The organism is Empedobacter sp. ULE_I140, from assembly GCF_053482575.1.
Genome location: NZ_JBQMTX010000001.1, coordinates 1,168,160 through 1,194,750, shown reverse-complemented (window position 1 = coordinate 1,194,750; position 26,591 = coordinate 1,168,160). Strand labels below are relative to the sequence as shown.

At 28.3% G+C, this 26,591-nt stretch carries 21 protein-coding genes; 5 read left to right on the top strand and 16 right to left on the bottom strand.

What is annotated here, in order from left to right; all coding sequences use genetic code 11:
- Positions 1-3: 3 nt before the first annotated feature.
- Entirely contained in the window at positions 4-708 is a 705-nt protein-coding gene (locus ACTS9J_RS05725) for a hypothetical protein (RefSeq protein ID WP_448353012.1), read from the bottom strand.
- A 117-nt stretch (positions 709-825) separates the two neighbouring features.
- Between ACTS9J_RS05725 and ACTS9J_RS05720 the strand changes: the two genes are divergently transcribed.
- Both ACTS9J_RS05720 and ACTS9J_RS05715 read left to right on the top strand, forming a co-directional pair.
- A complete protein-coding gene (locus ACTS9J_RS05720; protein WP_038337380.1) occupies positions 826-1,803 on the top strand; it encodes an IS110 family transposase in 978 nt (325 codons plus the stop codon).
- Between the two features lie 262 nt (positions 1,804-2,065).
- Positions 2,066-2,290, top strand: a complete 225-nt coding sequence (locus ACTS9J_RS05715) for a helix-turn-helix domain-containing protein (RefSeq protein WP_448353011.1) — start codon at positions 2,066-2,068, stop codon at positions 2,288-2,290.
- Positions 2,291-2,455: 165 nt separating this feature from the next.
- Here ACTS9J_RS05715 and ACTS9J_RS05710 read toward each other — a convergent pair whose 3' ends face one another.
- From ACTS9J_RS05710 to ACTS9J_RS05690, 5 genes are all read right to left on the bottom strand, one after another.
- Positions 2,456-2,755 (bottom strand): hypothetical protein, encoded by a 300-nt coding sequence (locus ACTS9J_RS05710; RefSeq protein WP_291073010.1) that lies wholly within the window; start codon positions 2,753-2,755, stop codon positions 2,456-2,458.
- 262 nt (positions 2,756-3,017) lie between these two features.
- The gene (locus ACTS9J_RS05705) at positions 3,018-6,362 is read right to left on the bottom strand and encodes a DEAD/DEAH box helicase family protein (protein ID WP_448353010.1); all 3,345 of its coding nucleotides are present in this window, start codon (positions 6,360-6,362) and stop codon (positions 3,018-3,020) included.
- A 2-nt stretch (positions 6,363-6,364) separates the two neighbouring features.
- A complete protein-coding gene (locus tag ACTS9J_RS05700) occupies positions 6,365-7,528 on the bottom strand; it encodes a Fic family protein (RefSeq protein ID WP_448353009.1) in 1,164 nt (387 codons plus the stop codon).
- A 172-nt stretch (positions 7,529-7,700) separates the two neighbouring features.
- The gene (locus tag ACTS9J_RS05695; protein ID WP_448353008.1) at positions 7,701-8,873 is read right to left on the bottom strand and encodes a restriction endonuclease subunit S; all 1,173 of its coding nucleotides are present in this window, start codon (positions 8,871-8,873) and stop codon (positions 7,701-7,703) included.
- On the bottom strand, positions 8,873-9,439 hold the full coding sequence (locus tag ACTS9J_RS05690; RefSeq protein ID WP_448353466.1) for an HsdM family class I SAM-dependent methyltransferase: 567 nt from the start codon (positions 9,437-9,439) through the stop codon (positions 8,873-8,875). Before ACTS9J_RS05690 ends, ACTS9J_RS05695 begins: the two co-directional genes overlap by 1 nt.
- Positions 9,440-9,491: 52 nt before the next feature.
- On the opposite strand from ACTS9J_RS05690, the gene ACTS9J_RS05685 reads away from it, so the two are divergent.
- Positions 9,492-10,666 (top strand): IS3 family transposase gene (locus ACTS9J_RS05685; RefSeq protein WP_448352809.1). Its coding sequence is split into 2 segments (ribosomal slippage): positions 9,492-9,759 and positions 9,759-10,666, totalling 1,176 coding nucleotides; the frame shifts between segments, so codons are not numbered across the junction.
- Position 10,667: 1 nt separating this feature from the next.
- On the opposite strand, the gene ACTS9J_RS05680 is transcribed toward ACTS9J_RS05685, so the two are convergent.
- Positions 10,668-11,597: a type I restriction-modification system subunit M gene (locus ACTS9J_RS05680; protein WP_448353007.1), complete on the bottom strand. Its 930-nt coding sequence runs from the start codon at positions 11,595-11,597 to the stop codon at positions 10,668-10,670.
- Between the two features lie 150 nt (positions 11,598-11,747).
- On the opposite strand from ACTS9J_RS05680, the gene ACTS9J_RS05675 reads away from it, so the two are divergent.
- The gene (locus tag ACTS9J_RS05675; RefSeq protein WP_448353006.1) at positions 11,748-13,457 is read left to right on the top strand and encodes a DUF4209 domain-containing protein; all 1,710 of its coding nucleotides are present in this window, start codon (positions 11,748-11,750) and stop codon (positions 13,455-13,457) included.
- Between the two features lie 30 nt (positions 13,458-13,487).
- Here the strand turns inward: ACTS9J_RS05675 and ACTS9J_RS05670 are convergent, their stop codons facing one another.
- From ACTS9J_RS05670 to ACTS9J_RS05645, 6 genes are all read right to left on the bottom strand, one after another.
- A complete protein-coding gene (locus tag ACTS9J_RS05670) occupies positions 13,488-14,543 on the bottom strand; it encodes a DUF3871 family protein (protein WP_448353005.1) in 1,056 nt (351 codons plus the stop codon).
- A complete protein-coding gene (locus tag ACTS9J_RS05665; protein ID WP_448353004.1) occupies positions 14,521-15,393 on the bottom strand; it encodes an ATP-binding protein in 873 nt (290 codons plus the stop codon). Before ACTS9J_RS05665 ends, ACTS9J_RS05670 begins: the two co-directional genes overlap by 23 nt.
- 73 nt (positions 15,394-15,466) lie before the next feature.
- Positions 15,467-16,675: a tyrosine-type recombinase/integrase gene (locus ACTS9J_RS05660; RefSeq protein WP_448353003.1), complete on the bottom strand. Its 1,209-nt coding sequence runs from the start codon at positions 16,673-16,675 to the stop codon at positions 15,467-15,469.
- A 91-nt stretch (positions 16,676-16,766) separates the two neighbouring features.
- Positions 16,767-18,071: a DUF3987 domain-containing protein gene (locus ACTS9J_RS05655; protein WP_448353002.1), complete on the bottom strand. Its 1,305-nt coding sequence runs from the start codon at positions 18,069-18,071 to the stop codon at positions 16,767-16,769.
- Complete coding sequence (locus ACTS9J_RS05650) at positions 18,058-18,294, bottom strand: helix-turn-helix domain-containing protein (RefSeq protein ID WP_448353001.1); 237 nt, start codon at positions 18,292-18,294, stop codon at positions 18,058-18,060. The genes ACTS9J_RS05655 and ACTS9J_RS05650 overlap by 14 nt, the downstream gene beginning before the upstream one ends.
- A gap of 151 nt (positions 18,295-18,445) precedes the next feature.
- The gene (locus tag ACTS9J_RS05645) at positions 18,446-19,297 is read right to left on the bottom strand and encodes a hypothetical protein (RefSeq protein ID WP_448353000.1); all 852 of its coding nucleotides are present in this window, start codon (positions 19,295-19,297) and stop codon (positions 18,446-18,448) included.
- A 272-nt stretch (positions 19,298-19,569) separates the two neighbouring features.
- Here ACTS9J_RS05645 and ACTS9J_RS05640 point away from each other — a divergent pair, with 272 nt between their 5' ends.
- A complete protein-coding gene (locus ACTS9J_RS05640) occupies positions 19,570-20,793 on the top strand; it encodes a phage integrase SAM-like domain-containing protein (RefSeq protein WP_448352999.1) in 1,224 nt (407 codons plus the stop codon).
- Between the two features lie 49 nt (positions 20,794-20,842).
- Here ACTS9J_RS05640 and ACTS9J_RS05635 read toward each other — a convergent pair whose 3' ends face one another.
- The 3 genes from ACTS9J_RS05635 to ACTS9J_RS05625 form a co-directional block, all read right to left on the bottom strand.
- Positions 20,843-21,544, bottom strand: a complete 702-nt coding sequence (locus ACTS9J_RS05635) for a M48 family metallopeptidase (protein WP_448352998.1) — start codon at positions 21,542-21,544, stop codon at positions 20,843-20,845.
- Complete coding sequence (locus ACTS9J_RS05630; protein WP_448352997.1) at positions 21,544-24,753, bottom strand: type I restriction endonuclease subunit R; 3,210 nt, start codon at positions 24,751-24,753, stop codon at positions 21,544-21,546. The genes ACTS9J_RS05635 and ACTS9J_RS05630 overlap by 1 nt, the downstream gene beginning before the upstream one ends.
- A gap of 180 nt (positions 24,754-24,933) precedes the next feature.
- Positions 24,934-26,586 (bottom strand): RNA-binding domain-containing protein, encoded by a 1,653-nt coding sequence (locus ACTS9J_RS05625; protein WP_291073372.1) that lies wholly within the window; start codon positions 26,584-26,586, stop codon positions 24,934-24,936.
- Positions 26,587-26,591: the final 5 nt, after the last annotated feature.

Sequence of the window (26,591 nt, the reverse complement as noted above, 5' to 3'; positions counted from 1 at the left end):
TGTTTATAATAAATCATTTAAAATTTTTGCTTTATGCTCATCTAATCTTTCTTTAAATTCTTCAGTCATTATTTCCAATGCACTTTTAAGTCCTATTTCAGTAGCATTCCTTGCATCAGGAAAGCTTCTCTCATAAACCATTTCTTTTTCAAAATATTTATACTTCCATACAACAGTTAACATTCCTGCATTATATAAAAACATTACTATTTGATTACTTCCTTCTTTATAAACATTTGCATTTTTATCATCAAGAACATTTACTTTACCTGTATCATTAAAACAATAACTATTAAACCCATCCATCAACACCTTAAATTTATCATAGATGTTCTGATTCATTAACTCTTCTTTATCAAGCTTTAACTCTTTGTTATATTGCATTATTTTCTTAACTATAAAGAAAATAACCACCACTATAATCGGGATTATGTATATCATATATGTACTAATATTATTTGTTTTACTTACTTGAATTTCCTTAATAGTTTTATTTTCAACTTTTTCTACTACAACACTATTTATTGAATCCCATGCAGCTATTGAATCATTTATAGCATCATTATCAACTGTATTTGTTGATGTTGAATCTAGATCTTGTAACCTGTTTCTTAATTCCTTTAGATTTGAAAATCTTAAATTGTAGTATAAAAAGAAGAGAAAAGAGTTTGAGTACACTATAACGAGTTCAGAGCTATATAATCTCATATTCTGATTAAGACTCAACTCTTTCTTATCAAATTCTCAAATAGAAATTCGGGTTAAAAACCCATTAGTAAGGAATCGAGTTATTGATAAGTTTCTCTTCTCATTAAATTCAAATTTATGGAAAAAATTGTTATTGGTATTGATGTGAGTAAATTAACTTTAGACATCTGCATTCAAGAAAATGGAGTGAATCGTTTTGATACTATTGCTAATACTGAAAAAGCTATCAAATCTTTTTTGAAACAATTTGTTAAGAGACAAAATATTCTAATTGGAATGGAGAATACAGGGAGATTTAACATCCTTCTTTACAACGTATTAATTCAACATTCTTTTGCTGTTTATGTCATCAATCCTTTGCATTTGAAAAAAAGTATGGGATTAGTTAGAGGTAAAAATGATAAAATTGACAGCGAACGTATTGCTGTATTTTTACTTAAAAATTATATGGATCTTCAACAGTGGAAGCCTAATTCGAAAGTCATTGAAAAGATAAAATTATTGAATGCTGAAAGAAAACATCGCGTTAAAATAAGAGCAGGATTACTAGCTCAAGCAAAAGATGAACAATTCTTAAAATCAACTATGGATAAAGCTGTATTACGCTTAAACACTAAGCTTATTGATGTCTTAACGAAACAAATTAATGAAATAGAAGAAAGAATCTATCAATTAATTAACGAAGATGAACAGCTTCATAATCATTATAAAAGAATACAATCAATTCCTGGTGTAGGAAAAGTTTTAGCATTTAATATGTTGATTAAAACAGATGGTTTTACAACCATAAATACACCTAGACAAATGGCTTGCTATGCTGGAATAGCTCCATTTGATTTTCAATCTGGAACTTCCATAAGGCGAAAACCGAAAGTTTCATCAATGGCTGATAAAGATTTGAAGAAACTATTGCATTTAGCTGCAATGAGTGCTATTCGTTTAGATAATGACTTGGCTATTTATTATCATCGAAAGGTAGAAGAAGGGAAAAATAAAATGTCGGTCTTAAACGCAGTCAGAAATAAAATAATTCACAGAATTTATGCACTAATTAAAAATCAAAATATTTATAAAAATAACTTGGTTTTGTCATAGAAATCAGAATGACCAGATATATTAGATAAATTTTCTTGTTGTTGCTTTTTACTTTCCTCAGAAAACCAACCTTTTCCTTGTTGAGCTATTATAAAATTTATGTTACTCATATTAGATATTGTAATTAAAAATTGTAAATATATCTTTATTGATTATTTAATTTTTACGTGAAACCATAATCTCGTTTATTTTAAAACTTGTCATATATGACATTAAACTACAAACGTAATAATCTTTCCTTGAGTTGCCAAATATGTCAACAATGGAAAAAGAAGAACTATTAAAATTTGTAGGTAAGAAAATTCAAGAAATTAGATTATCCAAAGGATTAACTCAAGTGGATTTAGTTGGTAAAATAGAAGGAGAAATAGACACTACTAACATCTCAAGAATAGAAGCAGGAAGAACAAATCCTACAATTTTTACACTTTATAGAATAGCAAATGCTTTAGAAATTTCTTTATCTGAAATAGTAGATATTAAATAAACCGCTATTAATATTATATCTGAACTTTTATTCAGGCACTTTATTAATAGTTTAATTTACATCTAATACATTATCATTTACTCCTGGTTAAAGAAATAAAATTCAGACTTTGTACTTAACAAAGCCTGAATTGAATCTATATTATTTTTAATCTACTGAGATTTATTAACATTCAGGTATAAATTCATATCTATGACCTAACGTTATTAATTCTCCTGTTTCTGGGATAGTAAAATCATACAACTCTGTATTTACTTTCTCTATACTACCAGGAAGTTTTTCACCAATCAAAGTTTGGCAAGTAACTTTGTTAAATGTTGATGGAACAAATGCTTTTTTTGCAGTTGCATAAAACTTATCTGATACTTGGCTTTTAACCATTTCAATACCAGATTGAACTTCTAAAACATAGAATTTCTCTCCATCTTTTTTTAGTCTTTCTTTAAAATCGATAACTGTTACCATTGGAATATATTTTGTTTGAGTTAAAATATGTTTACCAGGAGATTAAAAATAACCTCATCTACTCAGCTATCACCTTGAATAATAATATGAGCTTTAAATAAATTTACCTGATATAACAAGAGGGGGAAGTTTTCCCTTTAAAAAGAAGTGGGGGTCTTTATATAGGAGAGGTTGAGCTCTTATTTTTTTTTAAAAAAAAAATTAAAAAAAAAAAGAGTGTCATTATAGACACTCTTTTTCAATATGGTAAATATTGATTTTATTATGCTACACAATTATCATTAATCTCATTTATAGTATCAGCAAGTTTCTTGGTTAATTCTATATCAAATAGTTTAATTACTCCACCTGAGTATACATCTGAAAATGGAGGATTAAATAGTTGATTAACATCCATTACTCCATTAACTTCAAAATAATCTATTATTAAATCCATAAACTGAATCTGCTGCGAATTAAGATTTGCAAAATTAACCATCTTAGAAAAAGCGTTTTTAGCTTCTAGCTTATCTAATCCTACTACAGATCGTATAAATTCTCCTAAAGGTTTATCTCCATAAATTTCTTTAAATAAAGTTTTAGAACCTAGACTACCTTTTTCAAAAAGGAACTCTTCTAAGTACTCTAAATCTGCAGGAGTTATTTTGATATTCTTTCTAATCTTATCTATAGTTAAATCAAATAGATTCTCTCTAATATATCTTTCAACTTTATCTTTATAAGCTTCCTTATCAAAACTATTAGTTTCATAGATTTCAGGAGATTCAGTAACAGAAGTTATATTATCATCAAAGCTCGTTGTAACTATTTTTCTAGCTTCTTCTGTCAAGAACTTGATTAAATCTCTTAGCTCAGTTCTTATATGTTCTAATCCTATTACACTCATATCTTTCCAATAATCATCTTGTGTAATATGATTAAGAGTATCTAATTTAGATTTAACCTGTGGTACCGAAGTTTGCTTCTTTAATCGGTTAGATATACCTATCACTTTATCAGTCAAATTCTTTTGTCTTCTTTCTCCATTGATATTAGCTGTCATAAAATCTAACATCATTAAGTCAAAACTTAAAGCAGAAGTATCTTGACTTCTTTCAAAGACTAAAGGTGCTAAACTATTCAATAATTCGTAAGTTTCCGTTTTCGTTAGATTATACCATTTTTCTTTTTCCTGGTATTTATCTAACATTCGCAAATGTGGCTTTACTACAAAGCTTGTTCTCTTTTCTGCGTTAACTTGCACAACTTGTCGATGAACATAAGCCAATAATTCTTCACCTAAAGTTTTTAATTCTTCATCTTCTTGGACTAACAATGCTTGAGCAAGATTTAATCGAATTCTGAAAATTCTTTCTGCTAAAGACATTTGTTTTATAGGCTCTACACCTTTTGGATTCTCTTCAAAGAATTCAAAATTTTGACAAAAGTCTAAAATTAAAAACTCCTTTTTATGGTCATCAAAACCAAAAAGATTTTCACATAATCGAGTACCCCTACCAATCATTTGCCAGAATTTTACTTTACTTTTTACAGGTTTTAAAAAGACTAAGTTTACAATTTCAGGTACATCAATCCCTGTATCTAGCATATCTACTGAACAAGCTATTTGGGGATGTTTATATTTTAGTTTAAAATCTTTTAATAAATCATGTCTGTATTCTACGGTATAATCAATTACTTTTAGAAATTGATCTCCATATTCAGGATAACAAGTATTAAACCTTTGACGGATAAACTCTGCATGTTTATTTTTCTTTGCAAAAATAATGGTCTTACCAAGCTTATTTCCTCCATCAACTTTAATCCCATGCTCCATTAAATACTCAATGATAGCATCTGCAGTATTGGTATTATACAACCATTTATCTAAAGCAGTAGATTCTATTTCATCAGGAAATTCTCCAGTAATAGGATCTGCAAATTCTTCTTCATATTGCTTTTGTTCTTCAGGAGATAAATCTTTGTATTTAATTCCTTCTCTCTGAAATTTAGTCTGAACAGAAAATGATTTATAAGGCACTAAGTATTTATCCTTAATTGCTTTATCTAAATCATAATCATAGGTTGGATCTCCTGCATTAAGACCAAATAATTCGTAGGTATTTCTTTCTGAAAATTCTACAGGTGTAGCAGTTAAGCCAATCTTTAAACCATCAAAATAATTAAAGATAGCTTTGTATTTATTATAGATTGAACGATGGATTTCATCAAAAATAATTACATCAAAATGCCCTACACCATAGGTGCGAGTATCTCCTGTAATATCTTCATCAATAAGATTAATCAATGTTTGATAAGTAGAAAATACAATTCTACTTCCTACATCTTCCTTTTCTTCTCTTAAATCAACAGAAGGTAAATTCGGTAAATAATCGTTTAAGTTATTTTTAGCCTGTGTTACCAACGCAGTCCTATCTGCCAAGAATAAGACTTTTTTAGCCCAATTGGCTTTTGATAATACATCAACCAAAGAAGCCGATGTTCTTGTTTTACCAGTTCCTGTTGCCATTACCAATAAAGCTCCTCTGTGTCTATTTTCAAATCTTTCAGCTACTGCTTTAATGGCTTCTATCTGATAATATCTATTGGTAATATCTTCATCAATTGGCATCTCATTTAGATTACGCTTAGATGTTCTACGTTGAATATTTAATTGTAATTCATCTTTTGTATAATACCCTTGAACTTCTCTAATCGGATAATACCAATCGTAAAAAGAAATTTCATAACCATTGGTAAGAAATATATTAGGTAGTTGCCCAAAAGTTTTCTCTAAACACTTGGCATATAATTCTGCTTGATGTCTACCCGAATTTAAATCTCTCGAAGTTCTTTTTGCTTCTACTACTGCCAAAGGTTTTCCGTTATCTCCCCAAAGTACATAGTCTGCAAATCCTTCTTCTTTGGTATTAGGCATACCTTCTACCCTAAATTCTTTGACATTAACTTGTGATAAATCCCAACCCATTTCCTCTAACATATAATCGATTAGAAGTTCTCTTGTCTTCGCTTCATTAGGATCTGTTGGTGGTAGAATTTGTTTTTGAGTTTCTCTTCTGTTGGCTTCTAATTCTTTTTGTAATTCTTTCTCCTTTTTCTCTAACTCTGTCTTAGCATTTAATTCTTCTTGAAGGAGTTGAATTTTCTTTTTTTGTTCATCAACCAAAGAGCTAAAAGAAGGTGGAATTAAATCTTCTTGAAAGAATGGTTTAGTTACTATTTCTCCACTATAAAGTGTCATTAAATAGTAGCTTACCGAATGTAAAAGCTGTAGAACATGTAATGCTTGCTCTTCTGTAATTTTAGATTTACCTGTATTATGCACTGCCTTATTCCCTAATTGACGAATAGCATGCATCATAGATAAAAGCTCTGGACTATCTATAATTTCTACAAAGGCAGGTTCTTTCATCAAAGAATTAATTGTAGTATCATAAGGCAAACGCAAAGAGGGTTCGCTCTCGTAAATGAAGTTAACCCATATTTCTAATGTTTTCCTTAGGTATAAACCTGCAATATCTAAATTCTCGTAAAGGTATTTCTCTGCTAATTTCGCATTGGAAATAACAAACTCGAATTGAGAAGGATAATTGTAAAAATTACTCATAACTATTGATTATCATTAACAGGTAAAAATCCTTCTATATCTAATAGATGTATAACCCCTCTTAATAAATGATTATTTTGAAACATTAATATATACCTCCTTGCCCCATCTTCTTCTGGAACAAGCATTTTTTTATCTATAAGTTTTTTAATTTCTCTTGAAATTTGAGAAGTATTTTTATTTGGGAAAATATCTTTTAAGTCTTCATTTTTTATGACTTGAAGCTCTACAGTCTTTTTTAAAATTTTTGCTTCAATATCAGTAAGAATTTTCCTTTCAAATGAATGGTTAATAGCAGGAATAAGTATTTTAGTTCTTAGATAATTATAATCGCATAATTTATCTACTTTTTCTATTTCTTCTTTTAATCCTCTTAAAACATACTCACACCATTGTAATATTCCTTCTTTAGTACCTGTATCTGCTTGAGAAAGCATTTCATAATAAGTATTTCTATTACTACAAAATACAGCAGTAGGATTAATAATTCGACCTGCATTAATATTCAATCCACTCTTTACTAACATAGCATAAGTAAATAACCTTACAGTTCTTCCATTTCCATTACCAAAAGGATGTATCCATACAAATCTATGGTGTGCAATTGCTGCTTTTAATAAATCATACTTAGTAGAATTCTCTTCATTAATAAAAGAAATTAACTCTTCCATATAAGTTTTTACTAAAAAAGATTCAGGAGGTAAATGAGATGAATTATTAATTTTAATATTATGATTTCTATATTCTCCTGGTGTTAAATCTCCTTCTCCATGAGGTGGAGGTGGTAGATTATCAACTGCAATTCTGTGCAATTCACTAATCATCATTCGATTAATTGGATAATCTCTAATTTCTGCCTCTATGAATTCCATTGCTTCATCAATATTGTCAATTTCTAATAATTTTGAATTATTAGTCTTTGGAGAGTCATCTATTTTAGACTCCATATATTCGGCAATTGTAGTATTATTCCCTTCAATCCTTGCAGAACCCATACTTTCTAACCAATGGAAAATACTTTTTAACTGAAAGAAAACACTTGGATGCGTAGAACCTCCTAAGTCTTTTTTACGCAAATGCTCTAACTCTATTATCAAGTCTGTTAGTGGTGCATCAAAGTCTGGTTGTAAAAGTTCTAATTTATAAGGTTTAAATTCCGCTGACATCTCAAATTATTTGTAAACAAATTAAAACATTATTTGCCAATAAAAAAATAATTATTTGCAATAATAACATAATAAAACCAGTAATATCAATATATTATAAAAAATAAATTCACGCAATAATTTGCGTGAATTTATGTAAACATTTGCACATTTGTCTAGACAACATTTGCCATTAATTGAAATTAAAGCTTTGTTGCAATAATGCTTGAAAAAGATTTTCTGATTCTTCTGCCTGTTGTTTGACAATTGCTTTTTGAGCTTCTATATTTTTGATTTTCTCTGCAAATTGGTTTTGAAGTTCTAAAGGTGGGTTAATAAAAACAAATTCTTTCATAGATTTCTGTGTAATCATAGGTTGAGCTGATCCGCTATTAATCTCTAATATTTTATTTTTCACACTATTGTTTAACAATAAATAAAGTAAAAAATATGGTGAAATATTTGGTGTTAGTATTACAACAACTGGATTTATAGTTGCCCTTCCAATAAAATCTCTAATTAATCCAACTTTACCTATAGTATTACCACGCTGAACAAAAATCAAATCATTTTGACTGATAATAATCTCAGGTGATTCATCAAACTTTTCATCAGATAGATATATTGGTTTTGATAAATCAACATAACCAAAATTATCTATATGTGTTGCCCCTAAGACTAAAGCTCCTGATTGTCTTAAATCTGTTTTTTTATATCCTTTCCATCCTACTCTTCCTTTAACTTTGTACAGATTTTCTCCTATATCTCTTTTCCACCCTTTCTCATTTTGGACAGGATCACCAAACATATCTATAAAAATAGCTTGAGCTAAATCATCATATTGCTTTAGTAGCTCTTGGTCTTTTTTGCGTAAAGCATCAGCTTTATCTAACTTTTCAGCTATTGCTTTTTGAGTTTCTAATGGAGGAAGTGGAATTTCTAAATTTCTTACAATTTCCGCATTTAAATTTTTAACTACTGCACCAGCTGCTTTACTTGATAATTTAAGTTTAATTTCATTTGATCCCAATAGATAATAAAAGAAATCTTTATCAATATTATCAACTATAGGACTTAACACTAGCCAACCATCATGAATACAACCTTCAATTTCTAATATGTAAGGTTTTCCAAAACTCATTGAATTGGTCAGTAAAAAATCACCAGGATAAACCATTCTAGATTTTTTCAAACCTTCTTTTAGTATCTTCTTCTTAGTTGATTTAATATATTTATTCCCTTCAATTGTATCTCCAATCATAATCCAATTATAACCTTCTCCATCTGTTATAAAATTATCAATTGGTCTTGGAGATCCGCCTCTTGCTACATTAAATATTTCACCAATTTTAGTTTGAATAACCATTAGATTAAAGATTTTAATTCAACCATTAATTCATTTCTCTTCTTATCCAATTGTTGAATATTGGCTATAATATCAGCAGGTTTTGCATATACCTTTTGCTCATAAATGATTTCTTTGTATTTGTTAATACTTAAATCATAGGTATTTTTTGCAATCTCTTCTTTAGGAACAAAGAAGCTTTGGTCAGTTCTAGCTCTATCAATTTCATTTTCTCTTGCATGGAAGCGAGTAATAATATCAGGGATATCATTTTCTTTTACAGGTGCACGTTTATCATCTAAACTGAACCCATCAGCTTTCATATCATAAAACCAAACTTTATCTGTACCACCTGCATTGGTTTTAGTAAATACCAATATAGCAGTAGAAACTCCTGCATAAGGTTTAAAGACTCCACTTGGCATAGAGATAACAGCTTCTAAAGATTGGTTTTCTACCAACTCTTTTCTTATTTTTTTATGTGCAGTAGAAGAACCAAATAAAACTCCATCAGGAATAATCACTGCACATCTACCACCAACTTTTAACCCTTTTAGCATTAAACCAAGAAAAAGTAATTTGGATATCCTAACGAAATTTCCAGAGTAAGAAAAGGTATATAATACTTATCTTACAATTATGAAAGGAATAAAAAATCATTACGATGCTTCATTTAAATTACGAGCGGTAGAATTGAGTTATGAAAGAAGTAACATTTCAGAATTAGCAAGGGAACTTGGAATAAAAGCCTCCTTATTATACAAATGGCGCAAAGATTATCAAGAATACGGATCCAATAGTTTTCCAGGAAAAGGTAATTTAAAACTAACGCCTGAACAGGAGCGAATAGTTGAATTAGAAAGAAAGCTTAAAGATGCAGAATTAGAACGTGATATTTTAAAAAAAGCAATCAGCATTTTCTCCAAGAACGATCGATGAAATATAGATTTATAAAGAATCATGAGTGCCAATTTCCGATTGAGAAAATGTGTATTATCTTAAAAATCCACTCCAGCAGCTATTATAAATGGAAAAAGAAAGGTTGCTCCAATCGACTTTTGAGAAAAAATTTGATGCTAGATAAAATAAAGTATCTATATTTTAAATTCAAGCAGAGATATGGAAGTCCTCGAATTCATTCAGAATTAAATGCTTTAGGTTACAGAATATCAGTTAAAACAGTTGCTAAATATATGCAAGAGCTTGGTTTAAGAAGTAAATTAAGTAAAAAGTTTAGAGTTACAACAAATTCTAAACATAATTATTTAACTGTAAATAATCTTCTTAATCGAGATTTTTACGCTTCAAAACCTTCTATGAAATGGGTATCAGATATTACTTATATTCAAACTCAAGAAGGATTTTTATATTTAACAACAATTATCGATTTATACGATAGAAAGGTCATTGGCTGGAGTTTGAGCAATACGATGAGTACTGAAGATACAACTTTATCAGCATGGCGTATGGCTATAAAGAATAGATCGATTAAAAAAGGAATGCTATTTCATTCTGATCGAGGAATACAATATGCGTCAAAGAAGTTTGCAAATATGCTTGATTCTTATGGTGTTATCCGTAGCATGTCAAGGAAAGGGAATTGCTGGGACAATGCTGTGGCTGAGAGTTTCTTTAAATCGTTAAAAACTGAAATGATTTATGGAAATAAATTAATTACAAGAGAGAAAATGAAAAACCAAATTTTTCAGTATATTGAAATTTGGTATAACAGAAATAGAAGACATAAAGCTTTGAATTATAAAACTATTTTTGAGTTTAATAATAATTTACAATTTTTAAAATATGTAGCTTAACTTATACTGGAAAATTTAGGGGGATATCCAATTCGGTCTTTTTAGAGTCTACTAAAGCAATTACCTTTTCGTCTACTGCATCTTTGTCTAAACTTCCTTTAAAAGGTGGATTAGCTAAGATTAAAGACACTTTATCTTCAAAATCACTATTGGCTTGCGAAAGAGAATCAACGTCTTTTAATTGTGGATTTTCTATCCCATGAAGAATTAAATTCATTGCTCCAATTCTAATCATGGTAGGATCAAATTCCATCCCAAAGAACATTTCATTTAAGTAATGATTTTGTACTCCTGGTTTTAGCAATTCTTGCTTATAATTTTCTTGTAAATATTCTGCAGCACCTACTAAGAAACCACAACTTCCTGATGAAGGATCGCAAATAGTATCTTCAGGAGTAGGTTTCATCATTTCAACCATCATTTTGATGATATGTCTAGGTGTACGGAATTGACCATTACTTCCTGCAGAAGCTATTTTACCCAACATATATTCATAGACATCACCTTTAGTGTCTTTATCATTCATTTCAATTTTATCCAACATTTCTACCACTTGCGTTAATAAACGAGCAGTAGGAATCATAAAATTGGCATTCTTCATAAACTTAGAGAAAGCTGTACTTTTTCCTCCAAAGTTTTTCATGAAATCAAAAACTCCATTCTCTTTTTGGAAAAGCTTGTACATTTCTTCAGGAGCTACATTTTTAAAGTTACTCCATCTTAGTTCTTTGTTCTCTTCTGTATAGATATAGTTAGATGTATTACCAGTAATAATAGCTTGATCTTCGGCTCTATTTTGTAATTCATCTAATTGCTTGATAAAAAGTAAAAAAGTGATTTGCTCTATCACTGATAATGGATTTGATAATCCACCACTATGAAATGCTAACCAAACTTGGTCTATCTTAGATTGTAATTCTTGTGTAAACATGGTTGAATAAAATGAAGGGTAAATATAGGATAAGATATAATAAAAATTAATGAAATATGAAATGCTTTTTTTTACTTCATGTTAGTAAAATGAGGTTTCATACATAAAACCAATGTTTTATATTTAAAAACTATTACAAACTTAATACTAATGAAAAAATTTAAAATAGAAGACTACTACAAAAGTATAGAAAATGTACACCAATTAAACTACCTAAAAGAATATGACTATTTATTTAAAATAGATGTTAATGTTAATGACCTTGATGAAGACACAAAGTTCTTTATTATTACAGAAAGAAAGATAAATTCATTGATGTTTTTTCAAGGTAAAATAATTCATAGATTTGATAACAATGAAATTAATAATTATTTTAACCAAAGTGAGATAGACTATATCATCGAAAGAAAAAATAATGTTGAAAACTTCTATTTATTGGTTAAATATTTAATGATATTATGGAGTATTACTTCTAATAACACTTATTCAAAAGAAGCTTTTGATTTAATTTTAAGAAACCTAAATAGTTTCGAAGACTTTGACAAGAAATATGAGCTATTACTAATATTAAAAAATATAAGTGATAAGACTAAGTACAAATGTGAGGACTATATAAAAGAAGTTAGTATTTTAAAAGATTACATCAAAACCTATTATAATTACCTTAATTACTTAAAGTTATTAGATAGTAAGAATGTAAAAAAAGATGTTTTAAAAAATTTGGTTTTTGATTATGAGAACTATTTAAAACCAAATGAAAGTTGGCATTCTCTTTTTGATTCAGATTTAAATCTTTTAGAAAATTTATTAAGAAAGGCTATCTTACCTCTTAAACCATTCTATGACTTAAAGGCTAACTTAATTTCACATCTCATTAAACAGAGAAATGAAGAAGATTTTGTCACTTTAAACCTACTACGCAAGCAAGCTAATTATTTAAAGTTAGCAGATAAAATTGACGAAAGCAATAATATTCTTGCTATTGCAACTCAAATGAAATTTAATGTTGAACTAAACAAAAGGCAATTTGTTATTTCAAGTGAAAATCACCCTGAATTAATTATTTACAGAAATTATATAGAAAGTAAAAGTGAATTTTTATCATCTTTAAGTGCAGAATATATTATTGATTATTTTGCTAAAAGTTATAATGAATTACATTATGTGAGTACTGAAAAAGGGCACACCAATTTACTTGATAACCATTATAACACTATTTACTTAGATATCAATAATAATACTTCAGAGAAACAAAGAAAATCGGATTTATCTAAAAATATATCAATTTATTATAGTCTTTTTTTTAAGCAGATATTTGAGCAAACCTTATATAAAGCCATAATTAAAGGTAATATAAACTCTTATAATTTTTTTAATTTCTTTGAAAATAACTGGTTAAGTAAACCATGTAAATATACTAGAGCTAATAATGAAATAGAAGAGACTTGGCTAAAACAATTAAAACCGTCATTAAAACATTTCTTTGATTTATTTGAATACAAGAGTCTTTTTGAAGAATCTGATACCAATACATATATTTTATGTATAGATTCATTAACTATAAAATTTGAAGGCATCTTAAGAGATTTTATAAGATCTTTAGGAGGTTCTACTATCAAATTAAAAAATGAAATGAGTGAGATGCTTCTCGAGGAACTAATTGAACATGAAATAATAATTGAACATTTTAATTCAAACGAAGTTGAATTATTTAAATATGTTTTTACTAAAAAAGGATTGAATATTAGAAATAATGTCGCACATAGTTTTTATAAATCAATTGATTATAACTTTGAAAAAGTTAGCTTGATTATACTTTGTATCTTAAGATTAAGTAAGTATAATTTTAATATAGAATAAAAACCACCCTATCTCAATAGGGTGGTCAAATTAACTCAAAAACCAATGATAATTAGAATTACCATTTAGTGCCTGTTGGATGCCTTTATTAAATTCAAAGGCATTCAAATTTCTTTCAAGGAATGTATCTATATAACTGCTTTTACTTGCTTGTGTAAATAGATTGTAAACATTCCATAGATTTATATTTCCTAACTCGTCTTTACTAAAACTCTCATCATTGTAGTAGTCTTTAGCTATTGTATTAAATTGTCCATCATTGAAATTCAACTCTGGAATAAAAGATTTAACTTTTTTAGGCAGATGATTATAAAGCCTGGATTTACCTATTAACTGAGCAAATTGATGTTCTGTCAAAGAATATTCAGAAAATTCTTTGAGTTGCTCTAAATGTCTATGAGCATTGTAATTTCGTATTAAATCTGTGATTTTATTTTTTAGTTCAGCATAAGAAGTGACTTTCATTTCAGAACTAAAACCATCTGTTGAAACACAAAGATTACAGCAAACTTTATTTTGGAATCCAATAAAGAATTTGAATTTTTCAAAACTTTTTTTACTATACAAATTCTCCTGATTATAAGCTCTCACACCTCCAATTGTTAAAGAGAGTTGATTTCCATTAATAGTATCTGTAATAGTTGGAATTCTTATAATAAAAGCCATTCTCTCATAGTAAATGGTTTTCTCGTGATCTAAAAGCTCTGCTACATTTTTGTGAATTGCTTCTGGTGTTCTACCTTTTATTTGATGACTTACCCTAATTTCAGGCATTTCAAAATTTTCATTCCCAAATACATCAAATAATCCTTCTTGAGCAATTTCTATAAACTCCTGATGTGCAATTGTTTTTTCATTATCCTTGCTAAACACAGGTATTATGCATTCTGTTTGTAAATGATTATAATCTACCTCAATTGTATTAGCTTCTATAAAAGGTTTTGGTTGATAGTTATTATTATTTCCTGGTATATTCCTTTCTTCGTATTTACCAGGAGATTTAAAAATACCTGTATCTTCAAAATTTGGATTCCTTGAATTGATTGGAATAATAGGATTTGGATTAGTAATGTTTAAAAGTTCCATTCTGTTGTATATTTTGTTGGTTAATTAAAAGTGATAACTCATTCTTTCTTGTTGTAAAAGATGAATTTAGATTTTGTTGAAATTGCGGATATTGTTGATAGAGCTTTGTAAGTTCATTAATAGTCTGACATGTAGAGATTTTACCTAACACATCATTTTCTGAAATTACTTCATCATTTACTCCACTATTACACCATTCTAAAATCCTTCTACCTGTACCAGAATTGATAATAAACTCAGGTCTACTCATAAATAAGCCTGTTCTATCTTTGCTTGATACTGCAAAATGTTTGATGTCTATATCAAATACTAAAGTAAATTCATAATCAAGTCCATCTCTTTGTACTGCTTTCAAGCCTACTTTCTCAGGAACATATTTTCCATCTTTCTGATTTAATACATAATCTTGTTTGGTTCTCATTGTTGCTATTACATGAGCTTTGCATTGAAGTATTTTATCTGTAAAAGCCTTCTGTCTTGGAGTTACTTTTGCCCAATTAGCAAAACTATTACCTGCTAACTTTGAATGAAAGTCTAATAACTCATCCCAAGCATGAGAAATACTATCAATTATAATCACCTCCATACCTTCCTTTTCACATAATTCAATAGCTTCTATATATTTTTCAGGTGTATAAGGAGGTTGAAGAGCAAGAACATTGTAATCTCCTAAGTGTGCATATAAATCTGCGCTACCATTTTCAGTATCTATAATGGCTATTTTACTGAAGTCTTTATTTGTGATACCTTGTGCAAGTAGTAAGCTTGAATAAGTCTTTCCACTTCCACTAGAACCTTGCAAAGCCATTTTTATCTTGGCTTTTTTTCTTTCTGATTTTCTTAATTGCATAATTGTAAATATTAATTGGTTAATTTTGAAATGAAAAGAGTTAATTACCACAATGAATAATTAACTCTTAAAATTATAAGTCTGAAATAATACTATTTCCTTCATCTAAAGCTTGATTATCAAAATCCTTTAAATATGACATAGTAACTTGAACACTACTATGTCCCATAGATTCTGAAATTATTTCTGTACTAGCTCCTCTATTTTTCATTATAGTCGCATATGTATGCCTAGCTACATAAGTTGTTATAGTTTGATTAATACCTAACAACTCTCCAATAATTTTTAATTTTTTGTTACAGCGTGTAATAACTTTTTGTTTACGAAGAACAATCTGTTCCTCTGTTAATCCATGTTTTAAAATAATAGGAAAAATGTACTCACTTTCATTTTGCCTAATTCTGTACTTATCTAAAATCAATTTAACTTGATCTGTAATTTCTATATTAAAATCTCTTTTTGTTTTAGACCTTCTGTAAATTATTCTACCATCATTTATATCAGTCCATTTTAACTTCATAATGTCAATAAAATTCATTCCTCTTGTATAAAAAGAAAACATAAAATAATCATACGCTTCTATTAAATCAGGTCTATTAGACAAATTAACATCCCTAAAAGCAATAAATTCTTGTTCTGATAGTGCTCTTTTATTACCACTTGATTTTAATTTAGAAATTTTGTATTTCTTAAATGGATAATCTTTCTCCTCCATTAAATCTCTTCTTATAGCCGTATTAACAATAGATCTTAATTCTCTCATTCTGACACCTATTCCTCCATCTGTATTACCTCTTGATCTCATAAAGACTTCAAATTTTTCTAAAAACCCAGGTGAAATACTTTTAAAGGGAAGATTGTTTGGATGAAATTTAAAAAGTGTTCTTCTTAAATCAATGATTGTTTTGGCTGTTCCTAATCTTTTTGAAATTTTAAGTTCTATTATATAATCGTCAATAAATTGATAAACATCCAAATCAGCTTTTTCATCCTTTCTGTACAATCTAGTAAAATCATCCAATGTAAAATTATTTCCTTCTAATTCTAGTTTATTAATAATACTATAAGCCTCATTTACTCTTGTTGATATTATTTGATTAATTATTTTATAATCTTTTTCTTTCTTGGTTAATAAGCCATTTTGGAAATTTTCTTTAAAACACTTTTTACCTAAATGGAACTCTTTCTTCTTTCTATTTTTAGTAATTCTAAGGTATATACCTACCTTGCCATCAGACAATAGTTTATTACCAATGACAACATTTACAGTTGTATTGCTCATTATTTCAATATTATTTAATGTTTGAAAAAGTAGACTCAGATTCGAGCCTACTAAAATTTAATTTTACATGTTTTACATGTTTTACATAAGGTTAAAGAGTTATCTTTTGATAATTACCTTTTGAAACTCTTTTTACAAACCCTTTGTTTGACCATTGATTTAACTTATCTATTACAGTTCTTTCTTTAAATCCTAATTGAATACCATTTTCTACAGCTTCTTTATAAGTAAAATTCACTGATAGTAAATTATATAATTCCTGATCTTTCTTAGAAAATAAACTGCTAGAATTTGATAAATTATAATACACATTAACAGTATGAGAGTATAATGCTCTAATCAACTCTAAACCAATTTCAAAATCTAAATCTTCACAAATTATCTCAGTAATCTCATGAGTTTTTAATAAATGAATTTTTCTTGAAATAGAAAGGATTGCTAATATCCTATTTAGTATTAATCCTAATCTTTTTAAACTAGCAATAAGTTCAGTACTATTTTCATTTAATAAATCAGTATTATTCTTAAAATACTCTAGAAATATCGATTCTTGATTTTTAGTTAACTTGAACTTAATTTCAGTATTACATAAATACTTATAGACTTCTAATAAATGATTTCCTTTGTCAATTAATATTTTATCAATGATAGATGATTTCTTTTCAAATACATCTTTAAATACTTGAAGTTCATTAAAGCTATAATATATAAACCTTGAAAAAAGACCATTTTCTACAGAATTTACAACTGGTTTTAACTGATTTGGAGTCCCTGAAATGACAATGGATAATTTTGGATTATTAATTTCAAAAAATCTGTTATCTGTACTTCTACTAATAGAAATAGTTTCATTATGAAAGACCTTTCTTAAAACATCGGAATAATTACTCCAATCATTTTTAAGCATAACTCCAATGGTATCTGCTTCACTTTCTATTATTATCATACCATGTTTCGAATTTTTAAAATAAAAATGCATATCTGCTGAAGATATATTACCAGGTAATATTTTTATTTCATTTGGTCTATTGTTTTTTTCCATAGATTTTTCCTTTTCTTTACCTGCAAGTTCATTATCATCTACTATAAATGCATTTTCAATCACTTGTTCCTTTTTCATTACATAATCATGAATTGGTTGTATAAGTTTTCTTGGCTGATTTATTATACCTTTACCTGATGCAGCTGGAGCAAGAATAGCTATATATAAATGAGTTGAATTTATATTACTATTATATTCAAAAGTAAAGTTTGGAAAACAATTACTTAAAACCCCTAGAGTAGACAATAAAATCATATCTCTTTCTCTTCCTTTATACTCATTGGTTATCTCTTTTATAAAGGGTGGTAATCCTACATAAATAGATTCGTCTAATAAACTATTAGTTCTTTCCATTTTTTCTACTTTTAAAATCTAAACTTTCTTGAAAAACTGCATGTTTACACAACTTCTTTCCTTTATTGATCCAGTTGTCTAAATCTTCTAATTTGAAATAAATTTTACCTCTATTTGGTTTATAAAATTCAATTTCTCTATTTGAGGTTAGTTTGTACAATGTTGATTTACTAACTTTTAAATAGTCTATTGCTTCTTTGAAGCTTATAAATTGTTTTGACATAATAAAAAATTTATATCCTTATTAGTGCGCACCTTATATGGATTATTAATAATGATACAAATGTTGTTGAAGAAGTATTGTAGACAAAATCCTTATTTTGTAGATATGTAGTAATTTTTGTAGATATAGTGTAGATAATAAAAAAACCATCTTAATCAAGATGGTTTAATATAATTTTAGGTAAGATTTTTCTCTGAGTTACCCTAGATTTTGTACCTAATTGTTTTTTTATGGATGATTTTTCTTGTTCTTTATAGTTAATAAATAATTTTTGAAGTGTATCTATAAAATTATCTTTGATTTTTTTTGATGTAAAAAGTTCCTTATGTAATACCCAAAAACAAAAACTCAAAGTATTTACATTTAATTTAGGCTTTAATTTCCTTTCGATTTCAGGAACTGAATTATTTGTTACTAAGAATAGTATTTTTTCTTTTAAATATTCATAGTCATTAAAATCTAATATAATTTCACCCTTCTCATTTTTACCTTTGAAGAATGAAAAAATTTCTTCAATTTTATTTATAATTTTATTAGAAGAATTAAATGTTAATATTTTAGAAGTGTCTAACTCTATTTTATTATTATCTCCTGGTACAATATATTTATTAATATATTGTAAAATTTCATCTAAACTATCATAGATGAAAGGGTATTCATTATAAAAAACATAATTATCATTAATTAGTTCTTGAAGTTCATTTTTTAAGCGAGCTATTAAATTATCTGTATTAATATTATTAGATAAACTTAATTCAGATAACAATTTTTTTGATCTTTGATTTTCTTCATCTATATGCTCTTTTAATACATTTTCAAAGCTAATTGAGAACGGTTTATCTTCTTTTTTATGAATTGTAAGAAATTTATTTTCTAGAGAGTAAGTAAAATTAATACCATTAGATATTAATCTTTGAAAGTTTTCTAAGTATAAATCAACTACTAAAAATTCAATTTCAGAATCGGAATTTATTGTTTTATAGAATCTAAGAATATTATCCATTTAGTAAAATGTTTCAGTATTGTTTCAGTGAAGATATAAAAAAAGCACTTACATTCTTGTAAGTGCTTTATAATAAAGTGGTCCCACTTGGGCTCGAACCAAGGACTTGCTGATTATGAGTGGGCGTAATGAAACTTTCAAATTGTTTCATTTAAATTCATAAACACTGAAAATCAATGTTTTAAAAATATTAAAAATTATTTTTGATTTCATTCAAATAGATAATACAGTACAATATGTTGTCTGAATGTTATACCGATAAAATTTTATGTATGAAATCAAGTATTAAAATCGTTTGTAAAAAAAATGCTTTAGCTGATGGAAAGTTTCCAATCTATTTAAGAATTACTATTGATAGAAAATCTAAATTCTATAAAATCCCCTATTCTTGTGACTTAAGAGAATGGAATGAAGCAAAAGGTAGATTCAATTCTAAAAATTCAAATTATCTTCAATCTAATAGGGTATTAGGTAACTTTGAGGATGATGCTTCTAAAATTCTCGATGAACTCTTAGAGTATAAAAATACATTTACATTAATAGAATTTGATAATTTATATCGTCAAAATTCTATTGATAATAATTTTGTTGAGTTTTTAGAATTAAGAATAAAACAATTATATGAATCAAAACAAATAAGTTATAGTGATTCTCATAATGATACTTTAATTTCTTTAAGAAAATTCAAAAGCAACATTGATAAATACTCATTTGATGATATTGATTATAACTTCTTATTAAATTATGAAACTTTTTTAAGAAAAACAGGATGTAAAGATGGTGGTATTGGAGTCTATATGAGAAATATTCGTGCAACTTTCAATATTGCAATAAAATCAAAAATTGCAAAACAGGAGTTATATCCTTTTAAAGATTACAAAATATCTGCTCTTAAATCTCAAAAAATAAAAAAAGCACTAACCAAAGAGCAATTACAAAATTTAATAGATTTTGATATTAAAAAGATTCCTTCAGCAATTAATGCACGATATTTATATTTATTTAGTTTTTATGCAAGAGGAATGAATTTTACTGATTTAGCAGAATTAAGATGGGGTGAAATAGAATATAGTAAATTTTCTTACAAAAGAAATAAAACAGGCATCAATATTCGTGTAAAAATTCCAGAAAATGATATTACAAACGAAATATTAAAATTCTACAAAGAATATCGTCCATATCCTACAGATTACATTTTTCCAATACTAAAAAAAGATATCCTTGATTATAATGAAGAAGAGTTATTTAATCGGAAACATAGTGTTAGGAGCTATTATAACAAACAATTAAAACTGATTTTTGACGAATTAAAAATTGATACAAAGATAAACTTCTATACTGCTCGTCATACTTTTGCTACATTATCTTTGAGAAATGGTGTACAAGTTTCTAAAATTAAACAGGCTCTCGGTCACCAATCAATTAAAACTACTGAATCTTACTTAGAAGATTTTAAAGATCATGAAATCGATGAAGCTTTTGAAAATTTGATATAGAAAATTTAAAATATCCCAATATTTAAATAGTTATTGGGATATTTTAACTCTAAGCCAAATCTCTTTCCAATTTATGTTTAATTTTTTGCCAATTAGGTAGTAATTCAGTTAGTAAATCATAAAATTCTTTTGAATGATTGGGATGAATTAAATGACATAATTCATGGATAATTACATATTCGATACAAATTTTACTTGCCTTAATTAACTCGGTATTTAATAAAATATTACCATTTGTAGCGCAACTTCCCCAACGCTTTTTTAAGAATTTGTGACTTAGAGAAATTTCATATTCTTTAAATCTTGGAAATTCTTCTAATAACGTTTGCAATAACTCTGAGAAAACAACATCAGCTTTTGATTTATAGAATTTTGTAATAATTGGTTCTACATCCTCTTTTGTTGTTTCAATATGCATCAATCCTTTAGCTAATGAAATTGTATTGTAGCCTTTCTCTTTTTTAGTTATTTTCAATTTATATTGACGACCTAAATATCGATGCGTTTCACCAGGTATGTAAATTTTATCAGACGTAAATGGCCTATATAATTCAAATGCTTTTTGTTGTTGAATGACCCATTTTGATTTAGGTTTCACCTTCTCTAAGATGATATCTACAGGCGTATTTAAAGGAGCTGTAATTTGCACATTCCCTTCTGGAAACACTCTTAAATCTAATGTCTTTCTATTTGAATATAAAACCTCTGCTACAATTGTCTTACTCCCATATTTATATTCAATCTTATCCATTAATCCATCTGTTTTTTTGCAATTTTAATTACTTCTTCTATAAATGCATCAATTATATCAAAAGGAATGTTTTGCTCTAATTGTAAAGAAATACCATAGAAATAATCGTCTAATTCATTCCAAATTTTCTTTTCTAAATCAGCATTTGATTTCCAATCTACAATTGGTTTGTTCCCCTCTAAAACAACCCCTTCAATTAAAGATCTCACCTCTAAAGCAATATCCGCATTTTGATTATTATCTTTTAAATGCTCTGATAATTTATCATTTATGAAATTATAAAATGCAATCGCAATCTTATTATCTACAATACTTTTCGGCACATTGTCTTGCTTACCATTAATAAACGTATTTTCAATATCCTTGATTCTGTTTAAGTATTCAGCCTCATCAATTCTACTTTGTTTGTATTCTTGAATGGTTTGCTTAATTAAATCTGACAACTTAGTATAGAAAATAGGATCTTCTTGCATTTTAATGCTAATCCCTTTTGATGTTCGCGATGCAATATGATCTGCTTTTGCTGCACTACCAATTAATTTTTCTACTTCATCATCACGTTGTTGTTTATTAAAAATATCAATTGGTTGTGTAATTTTTAATACTTCACCGTCTGTAACAATGTGTTTATCAATTAATTTTTGAACTTGTTTTTCATATTCTTTATAATCAATATCATCAAAATATCTTCTCTTGACATCGATGCGCAATTGGATAAAGAACTTGCTTTCTTTTTTGTATTTTTCAATGATTTCATCATTTTTACTATCATTGAACTGTACAGTAGACATCGCCAAATTGAACAAACGAAGAAACTTAGATAATTTTTCGTAAAATGTATGGCGCATTTCTTCATCACCTAATAAAACAGCATAAGCTTCTGTATCAAACTTATTCTTTACTGTTTTAAAAACATCCCATAATTCTGAATATGCTTGAGGCAATTGATTTATTAATTCGTTTACATTGGTAACAGAACCTTTTACGTCTTCTTTATCTAACTCATTATCCCCAGAATAATCTTCGATAGCTTTGTCTAAATTTTCTAAGTTTCCGTAATAGTCGATGATTAACCCATAATCTTTTCCTTCGTGTACACGATTAACCCTTGCTATCGCTTGCAATAAGGTATGATCTTTTAAATTACGTGTTAAGTACAATACACGATTTATAGGCGCATCAAACCCTGTTAATAATTTATCAACCACAATGATAATTTCGGGATGTTCTTGTTTTTTGAATGATTTGATGATATTTTCTTCATAATCTTTATGATTACCGTACTTATCAATCATTGCTTTATAAAACTTCTGCACTACGTCTTCGTTTTCAACATAAGCATCGTCATTATCTTTGCGGCTATCAGGAGCTGAGATTACAACTTCTGAAGTTACTTTACCAATCTCCTTTAAATAATTATGGTACATAATGGCGGTGGTTTTATTTGGAGCTACTAACTGTGCTTTAAAACCAGTACCTTGTATGAATTCAGTAAAATGATCTGAAATATCCCAAGCTCGATCATAAATTACTTGATCAGATTTATTAATCGTGTTTTTAGAACTGAATTTTCTTTTTAAACTTGCTTTACCATATTTGGTTAAAGGTTCAGAAACTTTTTCAAAATAATTATCTAAAGGCTTTTCGTTTACAGTGATGTCGTTGTGACGCCCTTCATAAAACAAAGGCAATACCGCTCCATCTTCAACTGCATCTTTAATGGTGTACTCATCGATAACGCCTCCGAATTTTTTAGCTGTATCCTTTTCAGACTTCATCAAAGGAGTTCCTGTAAACGCAATAAAACAAGCATTAGGAAACGTTTTTTGCATTTTTACGTTGAAGGTACCGTATTGACTACGATGCCCCTCATCAATCAATACAAATATTTCAGAAGAAGTAAAACCTTCAGGTGCTTTTGCAACTGCTGCTTTAAACTTGTTTATGATGGTTGTAATTACAGCATCAGATGAACTGTTTAACAAATCGATTAAATGTTTACCCGTAGAAGCTTCGACTACATCAATTTTACATTTTTTAAACGTATCTGTAATTTGATCGTTTAGGTCGATACGGTCTGTAACTAAAACAATTTTAGGATTTTTAATGTTTTTATTTAAAGCAATCATTTGAGCAAGCATCGCCATAGTTAATGATTTTCCACTACCTTGTGTATGCCAAATAACACCTCCACGACGCTTACCATCAGTACCTACTTTTTCAATTCTTTTGATTGTTTTTTTGATCCCGAAATACTGTTGATAACGTGCAATTTTTTTAATTCCATCATCATATAAAATATACTTATACATTAATTCTAGGAAACGTTCAGGACGACAAATAGAATAGATCATTTTGTCTTGTTCTGTAAGCATTACTACCTCTTTTTCTAACTCATTAAAATGTTTAAAAGTAGATGCATATCTTGTTTTAAATATTTCGGTACGCTCATCATCAGGTAATGGGACTTGCTTTATACTATTTAACTCTTTAAGAAATTCTTGTTCCGTATAATTCTTCGTAAATTTTTCTATCCAAACGTTCCAGAATTCTTTTGGCGTACCTGTAGTTGCGTATTTGGCTTTATTAACAGCCAATCCCATCACTAAATTAGAGTACACATACAAATCACGAATACCATCCTCCTTTTGGTTGCGAAGGTTTTGAGAAATTGCTTCATCAATAGGAGATTTTATCGCATTGGATTTGCATTCGATGATACCTAAAGGCAAACCGTTTACAAACAATACAATATCTGGTCTGTACGTATCTGAACGATTGGAACGCGTTACAGCAAACTCTTCTGAAACATGAAAAACGTTGTTTTCAGGATTTTCCCAATCGATATATTTAAATGAAAAACTCTTGCGATCACCATTAATGGTTTGTTCAAAAGATTTACCTAACGTTATTAAATCATAAAAATGTTGATTGGCATTGATATGTCCTAAATGAAGGGGTAAATCTTTCACCTCATTTATTGCCAAGTTGATGTTAGCTTCTGAAAATTGATACTCTTGTCCTTTGTAATGGATGGTATTTATCTTGGCTAATTGTTCTTTTAGGATAGGAGTTAATAACACATTGCTGGTACGGTTATCTCGTAAAGCTAATGCCTCCTCTGGCGCAATGTATTTGTACCCCAGCTTCATCAATAGTTGAATGGCTGGGATTTGACTGATGTGATCTTCTTGGTATGATGGGGTCATTTATAATATTCGTTTGGTTGGGTATTTAGTAAAAATTTCTCTTAAGCTTCTCTTAAGTCTTCTCTTAAGTCTTCTCTTAAGTCTTCTCTTAAGTCTTCTCTTAAGTCTTCTCTTAAGTCTTCTCTTAAGTCTTCTCTTAAGTCTTCTCTTAAGTCTTCTCTTAAATTTTAATTTTCAAGGTTATTTGGCTAACATCCATTTGGATTCTTTTGCTGTTCCATTATTTATTATCTTACCAGATTTTCTCAATTCAGTTATCAAATTCCCAACTTTATTCTTCTTTTGTTCCTCGGTCATTACATCCGGAAGTTTTTTCCATAATAACTCGTCTATATCTTTTCTTGTCACCTCTTTATGCTGAGTAATTGATTTGATGATTAAATCTAAATAATATTGCTTATCAAAAGCCTTGTTTTTTGTATAGTCAGCTTTTAAACCAGTTTTCTTAGCTACATTTAAACTAATGTGATAATTCGGTTTTCTACCTTCGATTAATTTTCTTCCTCTTAAATATTTTTCTTCCTCTGAAGAAATAGCTATCTTTTTTTGAACTTTATCTAATAATATAATATCCTCTAAACTCAAGTCCTTATTCTTTGCTAATAATCGAGCGTAGTCCATATCTAAGATTTCCCCAGGAATAGTTACTTTTACTTTATTATCAGAAAAATCGTAATCCGGCATTGGGAAATAACGAACTCGTTGATAATTGAATATTTTCTTAATTCCCCCACCAGCTGTTTCCACCATTTTTAGATTAAACATTGCTGTAGCTAAAAATTTATTACGATAAAACTCCTCTGGTGCATCTTCTATTACCACTTTTTCAACCGAACCAGGAATAAATGTACCATAATTCGTGAATATTAATTTATCATCTGATTCTATGATATTAATTCTTGCACCTTTTGTATAGTCTTGGTGTGCTATACAGTTATTAATAGCCTCGCGAATCGAAAAAGGCTCATATTTGGAAACTTCTTCAGGAAAAATCGTACCTTCCTTCATATATCGATACTTGATATTACGAATTTTAGCAAACACTTTTTCTACAGATAAAATTAAAGGCATGCCATAAATCTCGTGATCAATATCATTATTTTCTTTATCTACTAATTTCCATCTTATTTTCACTTCAGCAGGAGCTAGAAGATGTTCTGACTCATCTTTACCTAAAAGAATAAGCGCAGTACGTGTAATTTTACCCTTGATAGTTAATTTAGCTTTGTTAAGAAAAGTAATGGTATCCCAACTTTCCATCTCTTCCGCCTTGTCTGGAAATTTACTTTTAAAGTTTTTACGCGCAACCGTAATAGCTTCTTCGTCTAAATCAGATAAATCAGCATTAGCCACTATTCCTTGACTCCAATCTTCCAAAACTGCTTGAGCTCTAATACGTTCTAACTTTTCAAGATTCAAAGGACAAAGCTCTTCACCATCACGAGCGTAATAATGTCCATCGAATGCGATTGGTAAACCACGTGGTGCGGCTGGTATTTGAAACATCAATATACGATTACCTTCACGCTCCAGTTCGTAAATATCTATATAAGTAATGCGGTTCGTAGTCTTATTTGCTATTTCACCTTTAAGTTTGTCTAAATCAGTTCTATTTTTTCGATATTGAGTACCAACAACATTATGTTTTTTATCTTCAATACCAAAAACTAGCCAACCAAATGGTTTATTTTTCAAATTAGCTTCATTACTAATAGCCGAAAAATACTTTCCAAGTTTAGTGAAATCATATTGATTTTTAGCTTCTTTAAATTCTACAACTTCATTTTCAGATGATAGTGCTAATAAATCATCCAGTATATTTTCAATATTCATAATTT